The organism is Ruegeria sp. AB10 (genome assembly GCF_056542745.1).
The window spans coordinates 13,162-31,726 of sequence record NZ_JBQGAI010000013.1; the positions used below are offsets into that span (position 1 = coordinate 13,162).

Genomic DNA, 18,565 nt, shown 5'->3' on the forward strand with positions numbered 1-18,565 from the left:
ATATACGAGGGGCAGGATCAACAAAATCCACCTGGCCCGGCATCGCATCAAAGAATTTGTGCCAGACCCTCTTGCGCCCGCGCGCAGGCTTGGCTACATGCACCGTCACGGGTGATTAGCTCAGTTGGTAGAGCGCTTCGTTTACACCGAAGATGTCGGGAGTTCGAGTCTCTCATCACCCACCATCAAACAGCCCTTGTTTTACTGGCGTCCTTTAAAATAAGGATGATCCGCTGCCGCTCGGAGTACATTGCGGGAGTACATCATGGGTCGTTTAGTCATGCCAAATCCAACACTGATCAAAGGCTCGTATTATTGCCGAGTCGCAGTTCCCGCCGATCTCAAGGGCGAGGCCAAGGGAACTTACGTGACAGCGACGATCAATGGGCAGATCATCAATCGTAAGGTCGGGACACACGCGAAGCTGCCCCTCGGGACATCAGACCTGAAAATCGCACGGCAGAGATTCCCCGCTGCCTTAGCTGGCATAGAAGCCCACTGGGAGAGCTTGAGACAGGGTCCGGTAGAACTCACTCACAAGCAAGCCTTGGCCCTAGCAGGCGAAGTCAGAGCGGACTTCGTGCGAATACGCGCATGGCACTAAAGGCGATGCAGGAAGGGCGCAACATCCTCGATCCAGAGGCCGCAATCCTCGAAGCAAACGGGGTGAACACCCATGCGATCAGGAGCAACAGCGACAATGATCTGGTCCGCAATACGATCAACTGGATGGGGACGGGTATCCGCATCCCGTCTCGCCTGCTGGCCACCGGGGACGAGTTCTTTAAGCAGCTCAACTACCGGGCCGACCTCTACGCCAAGCTCAACGTCGAAGCCTTCGATCTGATCCAGTCGGGCAAGATCACCAAAGAACAGGCTGGCAAGTGGGTTGCGGATCGCATGGAAACGGGCTTCAACAAAGACGGGTCAGCTCGTCATCTGGAAAGCCTGAACGTCGCTCGTGAAACCACTTTCACAAATGAGCTGCGGCAGGGGTCATTCTCTCGGAACCTGCAGAACATGAGCAACCGCCACCCGTGGCTGTACGATAAGCTGCGCCATGGTGACACGCTAGTTGTCCGCTGGGTAGACCGCTTGGGCCGAAACTACCAAGACGTGACCGACACGATCAGGCACTTCATGAGGCAGGGAGTTGTCGTGCGGACGGTTATCAACAACCTCACCTTCGACGGGGCAACTACGGACCCAATGCAGGAAGCCGTAAGAGACGCTCTGATAGCCTTCATGGCAGCGACCGCTCAAGCTCAGGCGGAGGCAACGAAGGAGGCTCAGAAGGCTGGTATTGAGGCCGCACAGCGGGATAAAACCAAATACCGTGGCAAGAAACCAAGCTACGATAGGGAAACGCTAACAGACGTTGTGAACATGCTGTCAAAAGGCGCAGGAACCTCGGAAATCGCAAAGGCAACCGCACTTACACGTCAGACTATCTTGAGGATCAAAAGCGACCCTGCCGCAGCGCAGGCGGCACTGGCGAGATGGGGTCTTTGACCTTGTATATTTTTTACGATTTGTTTTAACGCTCTCAAGAGTATAGCTGGGAATAGCGATTGCCCGCCTGACCTGTATCGACAACAAAAAGCCATTATTGAAGGACGGCACATTGAACGAAGAACGTGACCAACAAGTCGACGAAGCGATTTCATCGCTAGAAAGAGTTCAGGGGTTTGATTCACAAGCGTTGGTGCAGCGTGACAAACTCGGGGCTATGAGCTTCGAAGACGCTGTACAGCCTGCTCAACGCCTCATCGAAGTGTTTAGTCAGCTCCCTTCAGCATTCCTCGAACAACTCCCGACCAACGAACTGAATGCGGTCAAGCAGCAAGCCGATGCGGTTTACCAACAGTTCAATTCGATACTTGAGTTCAATTTGGAGCAACAAGACCCGCGATCTAGACGGGATCAGGCTATCCAGAGCCTAAGAGACAGCTACCAGCGCCTGTTCACTCAATTGTATCCGCTGGTTTCTTACTCGATGGCTCGGACGGTGGACTTCAACCAGCTTGAGGGCAACGCTCGCGCAGCCGTACAAAGCATCCGCGACCAAACCGACAAACTGATGGAAGAGCTTGCGGACCAAAAATCCGAAGCAGCGGGTATTCTAGAGGAAGTGAGGCAGGCTGCTGCGGAACAAGGGGTCAGCCAGCAAGCCAGCTACTTCAAGGAAGAAGCAGACAAACACGGCACCGAATGCGGGAAATGGAGGACACGAACAATCTGGATGGCCATTGCAGTCGGGTGTTACGGACTGTTGACGTTGGTTCTGCACAAGGTGCCCTTCCTGTCACCAAACAATCTCTATGAGACCATACAGTTTACCGTTGGGAAGCTGATTATGTTCTTTGTCCTGACCTACATGCTGGTTCTGTGTGCAAAGAACTTCTTGTCCAACCGACACAATGAGATCGTCAATCGCCATAGGCAAAACGCCCTGATGACATACAAGGCGCTGGTGGACGCTGGCGGTACTCCCGAAGCGCGGGATGTTGTGCTGACCCATGCAGCGTCCTCGATCTATAAACTGCACGAAACCGGTTACGCTCGCGCAAGCGATGGAGGGGGGGCGAGCAGCAGCTCGGTAGTCGAAATGATACCTAGAACCTCTGTCCCACTAAACATGGGCGGCGGCGGCTAAAACGCAACAAACACAAGCGACGGGGCAAGGGCTTGGACTTGTTTCGACCAGTCCTCGCTGTTCCCCTTAAATGCGACCTGTTGACTGCGAGTGCATCCACGGAGTACATCAGGCTCAAGGTAGCGACTGTGAAGTCGCCATAAAAATAAGGGCCTTTCGGTGAAGCCATGGGAGTTCGAGTCTCTCATCACCCACCATCCCCCTTTCAGATCGCGCAAATGTCACGGACTCGGCGAAATTTGAACCCGACGCTTGCAACCGATTGCAAGCTTTGACCGTTGACGCGTAGTATTTCCACCATGAATTCGCTTGTCAGCCTTTCCCCGATCTGCGGGCGCCAGTCATGAGTGTCACCCTGAAAGACGTCGCCGCGCTGGCCGGCGTGTCCCGCTCGGCCGTTTCGCGCACCTTTACCGAGGGTGCATCGGTATCCGCCAAGACCCGCAACAAGGTTGAAAAAGCCGCGAAAGAACTGGGCTACAGCCCCAACGCGCTGGCCTCGTCGCTGACCACCGGGCGAACCAAGCTGATCGGGTTGATCTCGAACAACTTCCATAACCCGATTTTCCTTGAAGTGTTCGACCAATTCACCCGCGCCCTGCAGGAACGCGGGCTGCGTCCGCTGATCGTCAACCTGACGGACGAAACCGAACCGGCCAATTCGGTGGGGATGTTGCGGCAGTATTCGGTGGACGCAGCCATTGTTGCTTCTTCAACCCTGCCGCCCAGCTTTGCCAAGGCGTTCCACGATGCGGGTGTGCCGGTGGTGCATACCTTCGGCCGGTCGGCCACCTCGCCCGAGGTGCACGTCGTGGGGATCGACAACGTGGAATGCGGACGCATGGCGGCGCGCGAACTTCTGGTGCGCGGCTATCGGCGGGTGGGGTATCTGGGCGGGCCGCAGGACGCGACCTCGGCCATGGACCGGTATCGCGGCTTCATGGAAGAGGTTGATAAGCACTCCGCTCTTGAGGTCACGCATTCCTTCGCCGGGGCCTATTCCTTTGAGGCCGGGCGCGCTGAGATGTTGCGTCTGCTGGCGGGCACCCCGGCCGAAGGTTATTTCTGCGGGGACGATATTCTGTCGATCGGCGCGCTGTCAGCCCTGCGCGATCACGGGCTGAAACCGGGCACCGATGTCGGCATCATCGGTCTGAACGACATGGAAATGGCCCGCTGGGAAAACATCGACCTGACCACCATTCATCAGCCGATCAAACAGATCATCACCTCGTCCGTCGATCTGGTCGAGGAGATGCTGAAAGACCCCAAACGCTATCCCGAGGCGCGGATATTCCCCTGCCGGGTGATTGAGCGGGGCACGCTGCGACCCCGCCCCTGATCAACGGAACATCGGCGGGCGCGCGTCTTTCCAGGCGCCGTCTTCCTTGCCAGACGCCACCGCCGCGTGCACGGCCGCGATCGAGCGGACCCCGTCGGACGCGCCGGGCAAACCGTCGCGGACCTCGCCCCGGATGGCATCGGCCAGATCGCAATAGATGTTCGCGACGGCCAGCGGAAACCCTTCGGGATGCGCAATGGCCACGCGGGACAGGCGCTGCACCTCGTCATGCAGACCGCCCTCGCCTTTTTCGATGATTTGAGTGCGGCCGCCAACGGGGGTGTAGATCAACTGGTTGGGTTGTTCCGAAGCCCACCGCAGACCGCCGGTTTCGCCAAAAACCTGAATGTCGAACCCGTGCTGCCGCCCGATCGCCACGGATGAGGTCCACAGACGACCCACCGTGCCACCCTCCATCCGGAAGTTGATCATGGCGTCGTCTTCCAACTCGCGGCTGGAAATGGTCGAGGCCATGTCGGCGGACAGGGTTTTGACCTCATCATCACAGATAAAGCTGGCCATATGCAGCGCATGAATGCCGCAATCAGCGAACTGGCCCGAGACCCCCGCCATCGCCGGATCATAGCGCCAGCGCACGCGCGGGTTGTCGGCGTCGGTGGCGTCGCCGTGGTGGCCGTGGCTGAAATTGGTGACGACCAGACGCACCTTGCCAATATCGCCCGCCCGCACCATCGCGCGGGCCTGCCGCACCATCGGATAGGCGGAATAGCAGTAGTTCACCGCGCAGATTTTGCCCGAGGCCTCGGCCACGCGAACGATCTCTTCGCCCTCTTCCACAGTCATGGTCATCGGCTTTTCGCAGAGCACGTTGAACCCGGCCTCAAGGAACGCTTTGGCAATCTCGAAGTGGGTCGAGTTCGGCGTGGCAATCGTTACCAGATCAATCCGGTCGGCGCGGTCTTTTTCACCGGCCAGCATCTCTTGCCAGTTGCCATAGGCCCGGTCGGCGGCGACGCCCAGACGCTGCGCGTAGTCCCGGCCCGCATCAGGGCGGTGGTCCAGGGCTCCGGCTGCAAACTCGAACATACCGTCCGCCTGCGCGCCCAGACGGTGTGCAGGCCCGATCTGGCTGCCTTCGCCACCGCCAATCATGCCCCATTTCAGCTTTGCCATGGTATTTGTCTCTCTTGCGTGTTTTGCCGTTTGCGATCAGAAATCGCGGATATTTTGCCATTGCCGCTGCTGTGACGACATCAGCGCTGCAGCGACGACACGGTTGACCTCGTGCCCATCGTGGAAGGTGGGCCAGATGGGCTGCCCGGTATGGATCGCCTGCAGGAAATCCTTGGCCTCGATGATGATCTGGTCCTGATATCCGGTGCCGTGGCCCGGACCCTGACAGAAGGGTTCGTAGTCCGGATGCGCCGGGCCGGTCAGAATCTTGGTAAAGCCGCGCTGTGCCTCGGGGCCTCCGTGGCGGTAGAACCACAGGGCGTTCTGGTCTTCCTGATCAAATCGCAGCGCACCTTTGGTGCCCGAAATCTCGTAGGCGTAGCCCATCTTGCGGCCCGTCGCGACGCGGCTGACATGGATATTGCCCATCGCACCGTTTTCGAACCGGCACATGATCTGCGCTTGATCGTCATTGTCCACGGTGCCGCCGGGGCGGGTGTGGTGGACGGTTTCGACCTCGGCCATGACCTCGGCAATCGGCCCCATCAGCGCCAGCGCACCGTTGATCATATGCGGCGCCAGATCACCCATCGTTCCGTTAGCCATGCCGGTCGTACGCCATGTGGCCGGGGCCTCGGGGTCGGCATAGAAATCTTCGGTATGCTCGCCCCGGAACCATGTGATGTCGCCCAATTCCCCCTCGGCGATCAGTTTGCGCGCATATTGTGTGGCGGGAGTACGGGCATAGTTGAATCCGACCATGTTGGTGACACCCGCCGCCCCGGCAGCTGCCACCATCGCCGCACCATCCGCCATCGACGCGCCCAGCGGCTTTTCGCACAACACCGGCTTGCCCAGGGCAAAGGCCGCTTCGGCGATCTGGCGGTGGGTGTTCTGGGGCGAGGCGATAACGATGGCCTCGACTGCCGGGTCGTTGACCAGCACCCGCCAGTCCTCGGTCGCGCGGCGGAATCCGTACGCCGCCCGATATCGTTCGGCACTTTCGGGGCTTGAGGCGCAGATCATCTCAAGACGCGGGCGCAGCGCCGTGTTGAACACTGCCCCCACGGCCGACATGGCGACCGAATGGGCCTTGCCCATATAGCCGCCGCCTACGATTCCAATTCCGATTTCTGGCATCTGTCGCGGCTCCGAACATATTATTTGCAACCGGTTGCAAAATGAGTATCGTGTGAATCGATTCAACGCAAGGTCCAAACTTTGCCGACCCCAGCTTGCCGGAGGACATGACGTGAGCGCTTTGATAGAGGGTATCAAAGGAAACCGGTTCGCCGTGTTCGGGCGCGCTGGCATGGACATGTTCGCCGATCCCATTGGTGTCAAAAGCGAAGATGCCGATACGTTCCACGCCGATCTGGGCGGGTCGTCAGCCAATATCTGTGCGGGTCTGGTCAAGCTGGGCGGTCAGGCGTCGCTGATTACCTCGGTCTCGGATGACGCAATCGGACGGTTCTGCCTGAATCGCCTGCGCCACTATGGCGTCGACACGTCCAATATCCGCGTTGTGGGTGGCGAATACCGCATGTCGCTGGCCGTCTACGAAAGCCGGGTCGAGAATTTCCAGAATGTCATCTATCGCAATGGAGCGGTCGATTTTCAGGTCACCGAAGAGGACATGGACAAGGTCGACTACTCGGCTTTCTCCGCCGTGATCTCTGCGGGCACCGTCTTTGCTGCCCAACCCTCACGCAGCGCCACCTTCCGCGCGTTTGACAATGCCCGCGCAGCCGGACTGCCCGTGATCTTCGACATCGATTACCGCCCCTATAGCTGGCCCTCGCCCGAAGTGGCCGCCGACGTCCTGTCGCGCGCCGGGGAAGCCAGTGACCTGATCGTCGGCAATGACGAAGAGTTCGGTTTCATGGCCGGTGGCATCGACAAGGGGTTCGCCAAGGCCAGAGAACTGGCCGAAAAGCCGGGCCGGATCGTCATCTACAAGATGGGTGAGCAGGGTGCGGTGACGCTGGTGGACGGTCAGGAGGTCCGCACCGGCATCTATCCGGTCACCGCCGTCAAACCCAACGGTGCTGGCGACAGTTTCATGGCTGGCCTGCTGGCGTCAATCGCCGCGGGGCATGCGCTGAAAGACTCAGTCATGCGCGGCTCGGCCTGTGCCTCGATCGTGGTGTCGCAACCCGGCTGCGCCCAGGCCATGCCAACGACGCAGCAGCTGGACACGTTCCTTGCCGATCATCCCGGCCCGACCACATAGGAGGCTCTTATGCATATCGCGCCCTATGACAACCAGAACAAACCCATCGTCGATGCCGACGACCCCACGGTGCCGCTGAACTATTTCAACATCGTCAAACTGCGCTGCGGTGACGCGTTCGAGTATCAGGTGCCGGGCTATGAAACTTGCATCGTTCCGGCCACCGGCAGCGTCGATATTGATGTCGAGGGCGTGAAATTCGCCAAGCTGGGCAACCGCGGCGAGGATGTCTGGGATGGCGAGCCCGAAGGCGTTTACGTCCCGGTCGGCGCCAAAGCGCAGATGATCTGCGTCTCGGACGAGGCCGAGGTGTTCATCGCGGGCGCCAAGTACGACAAGGTGCTGGAACCCTTTGATGTCCGCCAGCATGACCTTGTGCAATATGGCAGCGACGACACCAAAACCCACCGCAAGATCAAGCACATCCTCGGCCAGAAACAGCACGACAAGGTCGGTCGCCTGCTGGTGAGCGAGCTATTCACGGTTGGTCAGGGCGGCTGGTCCGGTTTCCCCAGCCACAAGCACGACACCAACCGTCTGCCGGATGAAAGCCGACACGACGAGACCTACAATTTCCGCTTCAAACCCAACTGGGGGTCGGGCCTGCAGATGTTGCAGCGTGAGGATAACGAACCGGGGGATGCCTATCACATCGTCGATGGCTCAACGATCTGCATCGACAAAGGCTACCACCCCTGCTGCGTGTTGCCGGGATACGAGATGTACTATTTCACCATCCTCGGCGGTCTCAGCCAGCGCTCGCTGGTGCAGTATTTCCAACCGACCCATGCCTATCAGATCGAGACCATTCCGGGCATCAAAGACATGATCGCGAAGTTCAAATGACCCTCGTAACGCTGAAAGACGTCCTGACCCCCGCTTATGAACAAGGCTATGCCGTTGGTGGGCTTGTCACATTGGGCTGGGAGGACATGCGCGCCTATGTAGCCGCCGCCGAGGCCGAAAACGCCCCCCTGATCCTGCAGGCCGGCCCCAGCTGCCGCGAACACACGCCGCTGCCCGTTCTGGGCAAGATGTTTCGCCATCTGGCCGAAAACGCCTCGATCCCCGTAGTCGCCCATCTGGACCACGGCTATACGTTTGAGGAATGCAAGATTGCCCTCGACTGCGGGTTCACGTCGCTGATGTTCGACGGGTCACGCAAGCCGCTGCAGCAGAACATCGACGAGACCGCCGCAATTGCCGAGATGGCCCACGCGGCCGGGATTTCCTGCGAGGGTGAGATCGGTTTTGTCGGCTATTCCGGTGGCGAGGGTTCAAACGGCACCGACCCGGCCGAGGCGGCACAGTTCGCGCGGGAAAGCGGCGTGGATGCGATGGCCATCTCGGTCGGCAACGTCCATTTGCAGCAGAACAAGGAAGGCGGTCTGGACGAAGACCGCATCCGCCAGATCGACGCCATGACCGAGGTGCCGCTGGTGATCCATGGCGGCTCAGGCGTGCCGGTCGAGCAGCGCAAGCGCCTCGCCCGCGAGACCTCGATCTGCAAGTTCAACATCGGGACCGAGCTGCGCATGGCCTTCGGCGCCGCGCTGCGCGAGGCCGTGAGCCGTGACCCCGAAAGGTTCGACCGCGTCACCATCCTGAAAGAGACCCACGACCCGGTCGAAGCTGCGGCCCGTGTTGTCATTCGCGCCTTTGGCGCACCGCCGCAGAGATAGCGCGTTCACGCCTAACGCCTTACCTCCAATAGGGATTCCATAATTTCCGCACATTCTCTGAATAACCGAAATCCATGGAAGCAAACTCTGCACGCGACGTTAATCGGCTTTTACGTGGCATCTCGACGAACCATGTCGAGACTGTGCGGGATGCGTGGCGCGCGCTCTTGGCAGATCCGAAAGCGGCTGTTCCGGAAATTCAGCACAAGCTTGCCTCTTCGGCGTGGCGGGACAACCCTCCGGGTCCTTTGCCCAAGTATTTCGGCATCCTGCTTGCACTGCTGAGCGAGGTGGATTCCGACGCGTTCCGACAGGAAGTTATCCGACTTGGAAAGAGCAAACTACACCCGGTCCATCGCAGAACACTGGACCTGATGGCAAAACGTCTGGACGACACGCCGGCGACCCTATTGGCCGAGAAGATACCGGTGTTTATCGCCGACGATGTCGCCGACCCGCCGCGCATCATTCGAAATCTTCAGCGCTGGAGCAAAACCAAAGGCCTGTCACTAGAAAGTGTGACCCGCATCGACGTAATCGCCGCACGGCCCGAGCTTGACTACTTGGGCAGGTACAACCTGTTCTTCTCGGGCATCGTGCTGACGGCACCCACAACACCGCCCGAGGGCCTGACCAAGTGGTTTGAAACTTTGAAAAACGAGAGCACCTTCTACCACGAGGTTGGTCACCACGTGCACAAACACAGCGAGGGTGGTCAGGTAGAAGAACAGGAACAAGAGGCGGACGATTATGCCCGCGCGATGATGCGCAGTGCGCGACCGATCTTAACTGGTATCGGTCGCTGTGTGGGTTGGTTTTTCAGGCCGTTGCTGAAACGCCTGATCAAATGGTTGGAGGCCAAGGCCCGACAAGACCATATCAAAACCCCTTGATCCTTAGATCGACCCGCCTTCGACCATAAAATTTCCCGCACTGCACATGGCAGCATCGTCCGAGGCCAGAAATACCACCATCCGTGCCACATAGATCGGGTCAATCGGATCGGGCAGGCATTGGCGGTTGACCTGTTTGGCCAGCGCCTCGGGCGTGACCCAGAGATCCTTCTGACGCTCGGTCATGATCCAGCCGGGCACCACCGTGTTCACGCGGATGCGGTGATCGCCCAACTCACGCGCCATGGTGCGGGTCAGGCCATGCACGGCCGATTTTGCGGTGGCATAGGCCGGAAAGCCCGCGCCGGCCTCCCACCACGAGTTTGACCCGAGGTTGACGATGGCCCCACCGCCCCGTTCGATCATCGCAGGCGCGACGGACTGGATGGCAAAGAACATGTGGCGGATATTGGCCGCCATACGCTCGTCCCAGTAGTCCGGCGTCACCTCGCGCCAGTCGTGCCGGTCATCATGGGCCGCGTTGTTGACCAGAACATGCGGGGGGCCCAGTTCTTCCGATAGCTGGTACAGGGCCTCACGCAATGCCTCGATATCGCGCAGGTCGCATTGGGCAAAGGCGTGTTCACCATCCAGATCCGCCAACAGTGCGTGCCCGGCGTCGGCGTTGATATCCAGAAACCCGACCTTGGCCCCCTGCGCCGCAAAAGCGCGGACTGTCTCCGCGCCGATACCCCCTGCCCCGCCGGTGATTATGACGGTCTTACCGTTGAGGCTGGGATAGGTGGCAAAGTTCTGGGTCATCCGTCACGCTCCATGATCCACGCGACCTCGGGGGCCGCAACAAAGCGCCATTTCCGCAAAGGCCCGGCCATGACGTTCAGATAATACATCTCAAATCCATAGGGCGCACCGCAAGGATGATGACCGCGCGGGACGGTCACAACATCGCCATCGGACACGGCCATCGTCTCGTCCAACTGGTCGTCATCGGTATAGACCCGCTGAATTCCGAACCCGTTGGCCGGGTTGAGGCGATGATAATAGGTTTCCTCCAGATAGGTGATCCGGGGATAATCATCCTCGTCATGGCGGTGGCTGGGATAAGACGACCAGTGGCCGTTCGGGGTGAACACCTCGGTCACCAGCAAGCTATCTGCATAGTCCTCGGCCTCCATCGCGATATTGTTGATGTAGCGCGTGTTCACGCCCTTGCCGCGCTCGGTCAAGGTGATGCCGTCGGGACCGATGCGCCGCGCCTGATGCCCGCCTTTGCCGGGGGCCGAGCAGACGGCGATGACGCAATCAGTTTCCGCGACGGCCTCCCACTCGGTTCCGTTCGGCAGGTACAGGCAATGCGGCGGCGTCTTTTCGAACACATTCATCCGGTCGCCCAGCGCACCCCAATCCTGCCCCGCCCCGGTGATCTGCGCCTTGCCTTCGACCATGACCAGAATGACCTCGCGGTCTCCGGTGGCCTCGGTGGCAGTGTCGCCCGCACGCAGGTGATAGAGGCCGAAACCGACATAGCGCCACCCTGCACTGGCCGGAGTGATGTCGTGGACCTTGCCGCGAGTTCCGAACGGTTTCCTGAGCAGGTCTGCCATGGTGTCGTCTCCTTGATGGGTGCATTTGGCGCACCCTTAATTGATTCAGGCAGCTTGCCTTGCCTGCAGCGCCGAGAGCGCCTCGGCCAGTTGCGCCTCGTCCCAGCCGTCAGTGACCGCCCGGCGCAGGATGTCCGCCTGACTTTCCGGCGCATTGCCCCCGATCGGAGGGTCCGTATCCAGATTGGTCGGGAAGGGATAGCCTTCGGCGGTGGCCGCAATCGCCGCATCCAATTCTGGCGGGGTCAGGTCGCCATGCTGTTTCAGCGCGATCAGATGAGGGAACACCGCCTGCGACATGGCGCGACGATCCACCGCTTCCATAGCGCGCCCGAAGGCGGACGAGATTTGCAACAAGTTCGCCATGCGGTCGATATCGGCGCTGCTGTTTTCGCCAGCAGCATGGAATAGTGCGGGATTGAAGAATATGGCATCGCCTTTTGCCAGCGGCAGTTGGATGAAATTGTCTTCGAAATGGTCCCGATGCGCGGGATCGTGAAAGGCCAGATAGCCCGGCGGGTAGAGCTGCGAGAACGGCAGCAGCTTGGTTGGGCCGCTTTCCACCGGCATATCGCAATGGGCAACCGCCCCCTGCAGGGTCAGCGCGGCGGTCAGGTGATGGGCATGAGCGGGATATCGGGCTGCGCTGTCGGCGCTTTGGAATCCAAGATGATAGTCCCTGTGCGCCTGTTGGGCCTTACCCCCCGGACGCACCTGATTGACCTGCGCGGTCATCTGATAGTTGGGGCCCAACCACGCCTCGCAGGCGGCCGCGATCGCGGTGTTCCCAAAATACAGCGCAAAGCCTTCCGGGTCGCGCAGGCATTGCTTTTGCAGCGCATTCCAAATCCGGTCATTCGCACCCGAGGCAGCGAAGTGATCGCCCTCACCCGAACCGCTTTGACGTTCTTCGTCAATGATCTGACGGAACACTTCGGTGGCCCGGTCGATTATCGAAGTCTCCGGATACGCCCCTCTCAGGACGATCACACCCGCCAATCGTCCAAGAACCAGCGCCCACTCAGACAACAGGTCAAGTCGTTTTTCCGGGTCCGCAAGAACCGGACCCAGCGCAGCCACATCATAGATCGGTACATGTTTTTCGATGCCCGAGGCGAAAGGCATGTGCTCGGTAGAAACAGTGGACTCGGTCAACCTCTTGAAAGTGTCGAGATTGACCGACTCGGGGCCAAAGAACCCAAAGGATTGACGTACCCTGTCGCTCATGCTTCCACCTCTTCTGCGAACCCCGCCTTAGACGATTTCCAACCCCGCCTGCGCGCAAACATCCACGATGTGATCATATCCCATCTTTGAATACTCATAGGGTGGTGCCTTGGCAGGATCCTGTTCGGCCTCGACCACGATCCAGCCCTCGTAATCCATCGCCCTGAGCGCATTTGCGACCGCTTGGAAATCGATGCAGCCATCGCTGGGGACGGTGAAGGCCCCCGCGATCACCGCATCAAGAAAGCTGCGGTTGTTCTCGCGCGTGTCCTGCACGATGGACGGGCGAATATCCTTGAAATGCACGTGATGCACCCGGTCGCCCCAACGATTCAAGGTCGCCATCACATCGCCGCCCCCAAACAGCAGGTGGCCGGTGTCAAAGCACAGCTTCACCTCGGGGCCTGATCCTTCCATCAGCCAGTTCACGTCATCCTCGCTTTCGATGATCGTGCCCATGTGATGGTGATAGGCCATCGGCATACCCTGATCGGCCATCCATTTCGCCAGCTCGGTCAGCTTGGTCGCATAGGCCAGAACCTGATCCTTGGACAGTTTGGGGCGGTCATTGACCGGCGTTCCGATCTGACCCTGCACGGTGTTGGAACACTCAGCATAGACGATGCAGGGGCTGTTCAACGCCACGAACTGCTCGACTTGCTCGTGGACGGCCTCACGCTCGGTCGCGAGGTCATTGACCAGCGTATTGCCCGAGCACCAGCCACCGCACAGGGCGATATCGTTGCCGTCCAGATAGGCGCGCAGACCTTCGGTGTCGCCAGGCATCCGCTGGCCGCGTTCAACGCCGATATAGCCAATCTGCCGCGCCTCTTTCAGCGCCTGCTCCATGGTATAGGCCGCCGTCAGATCCGGCAGATCGTCATTCTGCCAGGCGATCGGAGAGATCCCGATTTTCACGCTCATTTGGTGTTTCTTTCCCTGAGTGCAACCTCATAGGCCGCGCGTTTTTCATTCACTTCGGGGCGGATGCTGATCTCGGGCACGGCCACTTCCCACCACGTGCCGCCGTATTCGGTGGACGGATAGGGATCGGTGTCGATGACCACCACGTACGGCCCCTTGATGTCGCTGCGCTTAGCCAGAGCATCTTCAAGCTCGGCAATCGAGCTGACCTTGACCGATGTCGCCCCCATCGCCGCCGCATGGGCTGCGAAGTCGATGGCCGAGGGCGTTTCGTGAACCGCGTCGTCCAGCAGGTTGTTAAACTCGGCCCCGCCGGTGCCCATCTGCAGGCGATTGATACACCCAAAGCCCCGGTTGTCGGTGATCACGACAGTGAACGAAATCCCCATCATCGCGGCTGAGGCCATTTCCGAATTCGCCATCATGTAGGTGCCATCGCCGGTAAAGCAGATCACATCACGATCCGGCTGAGCCATCTTGATGCCCATGGCGCCCGCGATCTCATACCCCATGCAACTAAAGCCGTATTCCATGTGATAGGCACCAGGGCGCGGCGCTTTCCACAGTTTGTGCAGTTCACCGGGCATGGTGCCCGCCGCGCACATCACAACCGTATCGTCATGCGAGGCGCGCTGCACCGCGCCGATCACCTGCATGTCGGTGGGCAGCGCGTTGCCATCGCCCGGTGCATCAGTCAGCGTGTCGACCTTGCCGAACCAATCGGCCTTCAACGTATCGGCCACAGGGTCCGCACGATATCCCTGCAGGGCAGTCCCCAACTCCTCGAGCCCGACGCGGGCATCGGCTTGCAGCGGCATGGCACCGTGTTTCTCGGCATCATAGGCAGCGGTATTCAGGCTGATCATCTCACGCTCGGGGTTCGAGAACAGACCCCATGAACCGGTGGTGAAATCCTGAAAGCGCGTACCGACGCCCAGCACCAGATCGGCCTCGGCACAGACGTCGTTGGCGGGTTCGCCGCCGGTCACGCCGATGGGGCCAAGGTTCAGCGGATGATCCCAGGCCAGCGCGGACTTGCCGGCCTGTGTCTCGGTAATCGGGATGTTGTGCGTTTCGACAAAGCTCTGCAGGGCATCGGTTGCGCCCGAATAGTGCACCCCACCCCCGGCAACGATGACCGGACGCTTGGCCGCCTTGATCGCGGCCACCGCGCGGGCCAGCTCGCCCTCATCCGGGCGGATACGGCGCTGATACCAAACGCGCGGCTCAAAGAAGCTTTCGGGATAGTCATAGGCCTCGGCCTGCACGTCCTGACAGAAGGCCAGCGTCACCGGTCCGCAATCTGCCGGATCGGTCATCGTACGGAAGGCGCGCGGCAAGGCGGTCAACAGGTGTTCGGGCCGGGAAATGCGGTCAAAGTAACGGCTGACTGGTTTGAAGCAATCATTGGCGCTGAGCGTGCCGTCACCGAAATTCTCGATCTGCTGTAGCACCGGGTCCGGACCGCGGGTAGCGAACACGTCGCCCGGCAGGAACAGAACCGGCAGGCGGTTCACATGCGCCAGCGCTGCCGCCGTGACCATGTTCGTGGCCCCCGGACCGATCGAAGACGTCACTGCCATGGTCCGCGTGCGGCGCATCTGCTTGGCATAGGCAATCGCGCAATGCGCCATGGTTTGTTCGTTATGGCCGCGATAGGTGGGCAGGCTGTCTTTGACAGCGTGCAGCGCCTCACCCAGCCCTGCCACGTTGCCATGGCCGAAAATAGCCCAAACCCCTGCGATGAACGGCTCTCCGGCCTCGTTCATCTGCGCGCCCAGATAGCGCACCAAAGCTTGCGCTGCGGTCAGTCGGACTGTCTTGCCCATTGTGATCCCTTTCAACACAAGGCCGTTTTGGCCAATTCCGCAATTTCGTTAGGTTGGGCCACCCGGACCCGAAAAAGGGGGAACGGTGTTAAACCGTTCCACCCAGCGAGCCCTCCAGCTCGGCCATTTCCTGACCGCCGGCCATGAGGTCCTGCAACTGTTCAGGCGTGATCTCGCCGCGTTTCGCAGTACCCAATGTCTTGCCCCGGTTCAGCACGGTAAACCGGTCGCCCACCGCCAGCGCATGGCGCACGTTGTGGCTGATGAAGACAACGCCCACGCCCTGGCTGCGCACTCGGTCAATGGTCGCCAGAACATTCGACGTCTGGCGCACACCCAGAGCCGAGGTCGGTTCGTCCAGGATCAGGATTTTGGCACCAAAATAAACCGCGCGCGCAATCGCGACGGTCTGCCGCTCGCCACCGGAAAGCGTGCCGACGGCCTGATCCGGCCCGCGCAGGTTGATGCCCATCTTGCGCATCTCTTCCATGCAGACGTCGTTGGCGGTGTCCACGTCAAAGCGTTTCAGCAACCCCTTCCCCTTGGTCGGCTCGCGCCCCATGAAAAAGTTGCGCGTCACGCTCATCAGCGGGATCATCGCAAGGTCCTGGAAAACGGTCGCAATGCCCGCCTCCATCGCATCACGTGGGGTGTCGAAATGCAGTGGTTTGCCTTCGAAATAGATCTCGCCCTTTGTGGGTTTGTGCACCCCGGACATGGTCTTGATGAAGGTTGACTTGCCCGCACCGTTGTCGCCCAGCAAGCAATGACACTCACCCGGTTTGACGTCAAAGCTGACACCGGCCAGAGCGATGATGTTGCCAAAGTGCTTTTCGATGTCTTTCATTTCAACGATAGGCGCCGCATCGGTCGCATCGCCGTGGTGAAACTTGGTATCTTCGGTCATATCAGCGCTCCCCGGTTACGCGTTTACGGATCGCGTTGTTGAACAGGACGGCGATCAGCAGCATGGCGCCCAGAAAGACCTGGAACCAGTCCTGATCAAAGTCGGTATAGGTCAGGCCGATGACAACCATGCCAAAGATGATCGAGCCGAAGAACGCCCCGATGGCCGAGCCATAGCCGCCGGTCAGCAGACAGCCCCCGATCACGGCCGCGATGATTGCCTCAAACTCCTTCTGGAAGCCACGGCGCGCATCGGTCGAGCCGGCATCCATCACGGTGATGATTGCCACCAGCGCGGCGCAGCAGGCCGTCAGCATGAACAGCGAAACCTTGACGCGATTCACCGGCACACCCGAGTTGGACGCCGCAGTCTTGTCGCCACCCGACGCGAAAATCCAGTTCCCCGCCGGGGTGCGCAGCAGCACATAGGTCGCGGCCAGCGCCATCACGATGAACCACAGGATTTCGACCGGGATACCCGGCACTTTTGGGGCACCGCTCTTGAATGTATCGATCACGCCCTTCTCGGCCAGCCAGGCGAACAGGCTTCCAAAGGCCTCACCCGAGAAAAACGGGGCCAGCCAGTCATTTTCGGTTGCGTCACGCACGCCGCGCAGCTGGGTCGACCCTCCGGTGGCCATTTTCAGCCCGACCAGAGACAGCCCCCGCAGGATGAACAGAAACGCCAGCGTCACGATAAAGGACGGCAGGCCCGAGCGGATCACGATATTGCCGTTGATCGCGCCGACCATGGCCGCAAAAACAAACGTCATCGGGATCGCGGCAATCAGCGGCAGCTGCCAGGTGACCACGCAGACACCGAAGAACAGGCCGGAAAAGGCAACCATCGAACCGATCGACAGGTCGAATTCCCCGCCAATCATCAGCAATGCCGCGCCGATGGCCAGGATACCCAACTGGGCCGCAGGCGTCATGAAGTTCATGACCCCGGCCAGGGTGAACATCGAGCTGTCGGCGGTGATCGCGAAGAAGATGAACACCAGAATGACACCGGCCATGGCGCCAAGTTCCGGGCGTTTCATTAACTTGGTCAGAAACGGTTCGTTCTTGACCCTTTCGTCGGCTGCGACGGGCGCTGACTGGCTCATGTTTTCCTCCCAATTCGATGGAAACGGCGCGATGGGCGCCGCTTCTATTGTCAGAGTCCGGTAGGCTTAGCGGATGCCCTGCGACGACAGTTCGATCACTTGACCAGCCTTTTCGGCGGTCACCAGGTTCGGACCCGAGGGCACATCGCCGCCCGGCATCAGACCGTATTTGGCGTGCAGACCCATGAAGTTCACCGCAAGATAGCCCTGCAGGTATTGCTGCTGATCGATGGCAAAGGCAGCATCGCCATCAACAACCGACTGCAGGAAGTTGGCCGACAGGTCGAACGAGGCAACGTTCACGTCCCGCCCCGAGGCCTTGGCAGCCGCCACGGCAGGCTCACCCGCCGAGCTGGCACCCAGCGCCATGACGGTGTCGACGCTTTCATCTGCGGCCAGCGCAGCGGCCACTTTCGATTCGATCTCGGACGGATCGTTCGAGGTCGGCAGAACGGTGACATTGCCACCAAAGCCCTCGGCAAAGCCCTCGCAGCGCAGGTCCAGCGACACGTTGCCCACTTCGTGGTTCACACAGATCGCGTTGCTGCCGCCCATCGACGCCAACGCTTCGCCTGCGGCCTTGCCGGCATCGTACTCATCCTGACCGACATGCAGCAGGGCACCCAGGGCTTTTGCAACTTCGGCGCCCGAGTTGATCGAGATCACCGGGATACCGGCCGCAACCGCGCGTTCGATCGACGGGCCAAGCGCGTCCGCGTCGGGGATCGAAACGATCAACCCGTCAGGCTCCTGGTTGACGGCGGCGTCGATCAGCTGCGACATGGCCACCATATCGAAAGTTTCGGGCGCGCGGTATTCCACGTTGACGCCGACATCCTTGCCCGCCTGTTCGACGCCGTTCTTGACGACGTTCCAGAACGCGTCATTCGCCTGACCGTGCGACACAACCACGATTTCCTGTGCAAATGCAGGTGCAGCCAAGGCCAGAGCACCGGCAGCCAGCGCGCCTTTAACGAACTTGTTCATTTGGTTTCCTCCCATAAAAACAGTCTGTCTTATGCCGGGGCGTCAGCCCCAATCATTCGGATTGACCGAATCTCTTCC

General features: G+C 60.1%; 16 protein-coding genes, 1 tRNA gene and 1 pseudogene. 8 read left to right on the top strand and 10 right to left on the bottom strand.

Translation table 11 applies throughout. From position 1 onward, the window contains the following. Positions 1–109: 109 nt before the first annotated feature. From ACR0NT_RS17655 to ACR0NT_RS17670, 4 genes and pseudogenes are all read left to right on the top strand, one after another. Positions 110–185, top strand: a tRNA-Val gene (locus ACR0NT_RS17655). Between the two features lie 856 nt (positions 186–1,041). After that, positions 1,042–1,512, top strand: a pseudogene (locus tag ACR0NT_RS17660) (recombinase family protein); the annotation flags it as partial. 112 nt (positions 1,513–1,624) lie between these two features. Beyond that, a complete protein-coding gene (locus ACR0NT_RS17665) occupies positions 1,625–2,656 on the top strand; it encodes a hypothetical protein (protein WP_170673374.1) in 1,032 nt (343 codons plus the stop codon). Positions 2,657–2,999: 343 nt separating this feature from the next. After that, positions 3,000–3,998, top strand: a complete 999-nt coding sequence (locus ACR0NT_RS17670; RefSeq protein ID WP_170673377.1) for a LacI family DNA-binding transcriptional regulator — start codon at positions 3,000–3,002, stop codon at positions 3,996–3,998. Here ACR0NT_RS17670 and ACR0NT_RS17675 read toward each other — a convergent pair whose 3' ends face one another. Continuing rightward, the gene (locus tag ACR0NT_RS17675) at positions 3,999–5,132 is read right to left on the bottom strand and encodes a Gfo/Idh/MocA family protein (RefSeq protein WP_170673380.1); all 1,134 of its coding nucleotides are present in this window, start codon (positions 5,130–5,132) and stop codon (positions 3,999–4,001) included. A 36-nt stretch (positions 5,133–5,168) separates the two neighbouring features. Continuing rightward, complete coding sequence (locus ACR0NT_RS17680) at positions 5,169–6,272, bottom strand: Gfo/Idh/MocA family protein (protein WP_170673383.1); 1,104 nt, start codon at positions 6,270–6,272, stop codon at positions 5,169–5,171. A 112-nt stretch (positions 6,273–6,384) separates the two neighbouring features. Here ACR0NT_RS17680 and ACR0NT_RS17685 point away from each other — a divergent pair, with 112 nt between their 5' ends. From ACR0NT_RS17685 to ACR0NT_RS17700, 4 genes are all read left to right on the top strand, one after another. Beyond that, positions 6,385–7,365 carry a PfkB family carbohydrate kinase gene (locus ACR0NT_RS17685; RefSeq protein WP_170673386.1) on the top strand — a complete coding sequence of 327 codons (981 nt, stop codon included), beginning with the start codon at positions 6,385–6,387 and terminating at the stop codon, positions 7,363–7,365. Positions 7,366–7,374: 9 nt separating this feature from the next. Continuing rightward, positions 7,375–8,211, top strand: a complete 837-nt coding sequence (locus tag ACR0NT_RS17690) for a 5-deoxy-glucuronate isomerase (protein ID WP_170445883.1) — start codon at positions 7,375–7,377, stop codon at positions 8,209–8,211. Beyond that, the gene (locus ACR0NT_RS17695; RefSeq protein ID WP_170673389.1) at positions 8,208–9,047 is read left to right on the top strand and encodes a class II fructose-bisphosphate aldolase; all 840 of its coding nucleotides are present in this window, start codon (positions 8,208–8,210) and stop codon (positions 9,045–9,047) included. Before ACR0NT_RS17690 ends, ACR0NT_RS17695 begins: the two co-directional genes overlap by 4 nt. 74 nt (positions 9,048–9,121) lie before the next feature. Next, positions 9,122–9,940: a M48 family metalloprotease gene (locus ACR0NT_RS17700; protein ID WP_170673392.1), complete on the top strand. Its 819-nt coding sequence runs from the start codon at positions 9,122–9,124 to the stop codon at positions 9,938–9,940. A 3-nt stretch (positions 9,941–9,943) separates the two neighbouring features. On the opposite strand, the gene ACR0NT_RS17705 is transcribed toward ACR0NT_RS17700, so the two are convergent. The 8 genes from ACR0NT_RS17705 to ACR0NT_RS17740 all read right to left on the bottom strand — a co-directional run bounded on the left by ACR0NT_RS17705 (position 9,944) and on the right by ACR0NT_RS17740 (position 18,487). Further along, positions 9,944–10,702 carry an SDR family oxidoreductase gene (locus tag ACR0NT_RS17705; RefSeq protein WP_170673395.1) on the bottom strand — a complete coding sequence of 253 codons (759 nt, stop codon included), beginning with the start codon at positions 10,700–10,702 and terminating at the stop codon, positions 9,944–9,946. Beyond that, a complete protein-coding gene (gene iolB, locus ACR0NT_RS17710) occupies positions 10,699–11,505 on the bottom strand; it encodes a 5-deoxy-glucuronate isomerase (RefSeq protein ID WP_170673397.1) in 807 nt (268 codons plus the stop codon). Before iolB ends, ACR0NT_RS17705 begins: the two co-directional genes overlap by 4 nt. A 45-nt stretch (positions 11,506–11,550) precedes the next feature. Beyond that, a complete protein-coding gene (locus ACR0NT_RS17715) occupies positions 11,551–12,732 on the bottom strand; it encodes a phytanoyl-CoA dioxygenase family protein (RefSeq protein ID WP_170673400.1) in 1,182 nt (393 codons plus the stop codon). A gap of 27 nt (positions 12,733–12,759) precedes the next feature. Then, positions 12,760–13,656: a myo-inosose-2 dehydratase gene (gene iolE / locus ACR0NT_RS17720; protein WP_170673402.1), complete on the bottom strand. Its 897-nt coding sequence runs from the start codon at positions 13,654–13,656 to the stop codon at positions 12,760–12,762. After that, positions 13,653–15,485: a 3D-(3,5/4)-trihydroxycyclohexane-1,2-dione acylhydrolase (decyclizing) gene (iolD, locus tag ACR0NT_RS17725; protein ID WP_170673405.1), complete on the bottom strand. Its 1,833-nt coding sequence runs from the start codon at positions 15,483–15,485 to the stop codon at positions 13,653–13,655. Before iolD ends, iolE begins: the two co-directional genes overlap by 4 nt. An 88-nt stretch (positions 15,486–15,573) precedes the next feature. Further along, positions 15,574–16,392 (bottom strand): ATP-binding cassette domain-containing protein, encoded by an 819-nt coding sequence (locus ACR0NT_RS17730; RefSeq protein ID WP_170673408.1) that lies wholly within the window; start codon positions 16,390–16,392, stop codon positions 15,574–15,576. A gap of 1 nt (position 16,393) precedes the next feature. After that, on the bottom strand, positions 16,394–17,500 hold the full coding sequence (locus ACR0NT_RS17735) for an ABC transporter permease (protein WP_170673411.1): 1,107 nt from the start codon (positions 17,498–17,500) through the stop codon (positions 16,394–16,396). A 66-nt stretch (positions 17,501–17,566) separates the two neighbouring features. After that, on the bottom strand, positions 17,567–18,487 hold the full coding sequence (locus ACR0NT_RS17740; RefSeq protein WP_170673414.1) for a sugar ABC transporter substrate-binding protein: 921 nt from the start codon (positions 18,485–18,487) through the stop codon (positions 17,567–17,569). Positions 18,488–18,565: the final 78 nt, after the last annotated feature.

What these genes read in the sequence shown, in the direction of transcription:
- iolB (WP_170673397.1), bottom strand. Translation starts at nt 11,505, where the DNA reads ATGGCAGACCTGCTCAGGAAACCGTTCGGAACTCGCGGCAAGGTCCAC.
- ACR0NT_RS17715 (WP_170673400.1), bottom strand. Translation starts at nt 12,732, where the DNA reads ATGAGCGACAGGGTACGTCAATCCTTTGGGTTCTTTGGCCCCGAGTCG.
- iolD (WP_170673405.1), bottom strand. Translation starts at nt 15,485, where the DNA reads ATGGGCAAGACAGTCCGACTGACCGCAGCGCAAGCTTTGGTGCGCTAT.
- ACR0NT_RS17695 (WP_170673389.1), top strand. Translation starts at nt 8,208, where the DNA reads ATGACCCTCGTAACGCTGAAAGACGTCCTGACCCCCGCTTATGAACAA.
- iolE (WP_170673402.1), bottom strand. Translation starts at nt 13,656, where the DNA reads ATGAGCGTGAAAATCGGGATCTCTCCGATCGCCTGGCAGAATGACGAT.
- ACR0NT_RS17675 (WP_170673380.1), bottom strand. Translation starts at nt 5,132, where the DNA reads ATGGCAAAGCTGAAATGGGGCATGATTGGCGGTGGCGAAGGCAGCCAG.
- ACR0NT_RS17705 (WP_170673395.1), bottom strand. Translation starts at nt 10,702, where the DNA reads ATGACCCAGAACTTTGCCACCTATCCCAGCCTCAACGGTAAGACCGTC.
- ACR0NT_RS17700 (WP_170673392.1), top strand. Translation starts at nt 9,122, where the DNA reads ATGGAAGCAAACTCTGCACGCGACGTTAATCGGCTTTTACGTGGCATC.
- ACR0NT_RS17670 (WP_170673377.1), top strand. Translation starts at nt 3,000, where the DNA reads ATGAGTGTCACCCTGAAAGACGTCGCCGCGCTGGCCGGCGTGTCCCGC.
- ACR0NT_RS17740 (WP_170673414.1), bottom strand. Translation starts at nt 18,487, where the DNA reads ATGAACAAGTTCGTTAAAGGCGCGCTGGCTGCCGGTGCTCTGGCCTTG.
- ACR0NT_RS17735 (WP_170673411.1), bottom strand. Translation starts at nt 17,500, where the DNA reads ATGAGCCAGTCAGCGCCCGTCGCAGCCGACGAAAGGGTCAAGAACGAA.
- ACR0NT_RS17690 (WP_170445883.1), top strand. Translation starts at nt 7,375, where the DNA reads ATGCATATCGCGCCCTATGACAACCAGAACAAACCCATCGTCGATGCC.
- ACR0NT_RS17730 (WP_170673408.1), bottom strand. Translation starts at nt 16,392, where the DNA reads ATGACCGAAGATACCAAGTTTCACCACGGCGATGCGACCGATGCGGCG.
- ACR0NT_RS17680 (WP_170673383.1), bottom strand. Translation starts at nt 6,272, where the DNA reads ATGCCAGAAATCGGAATTGGAATCGTAGGCGGCGGCTATATGGGCAAG.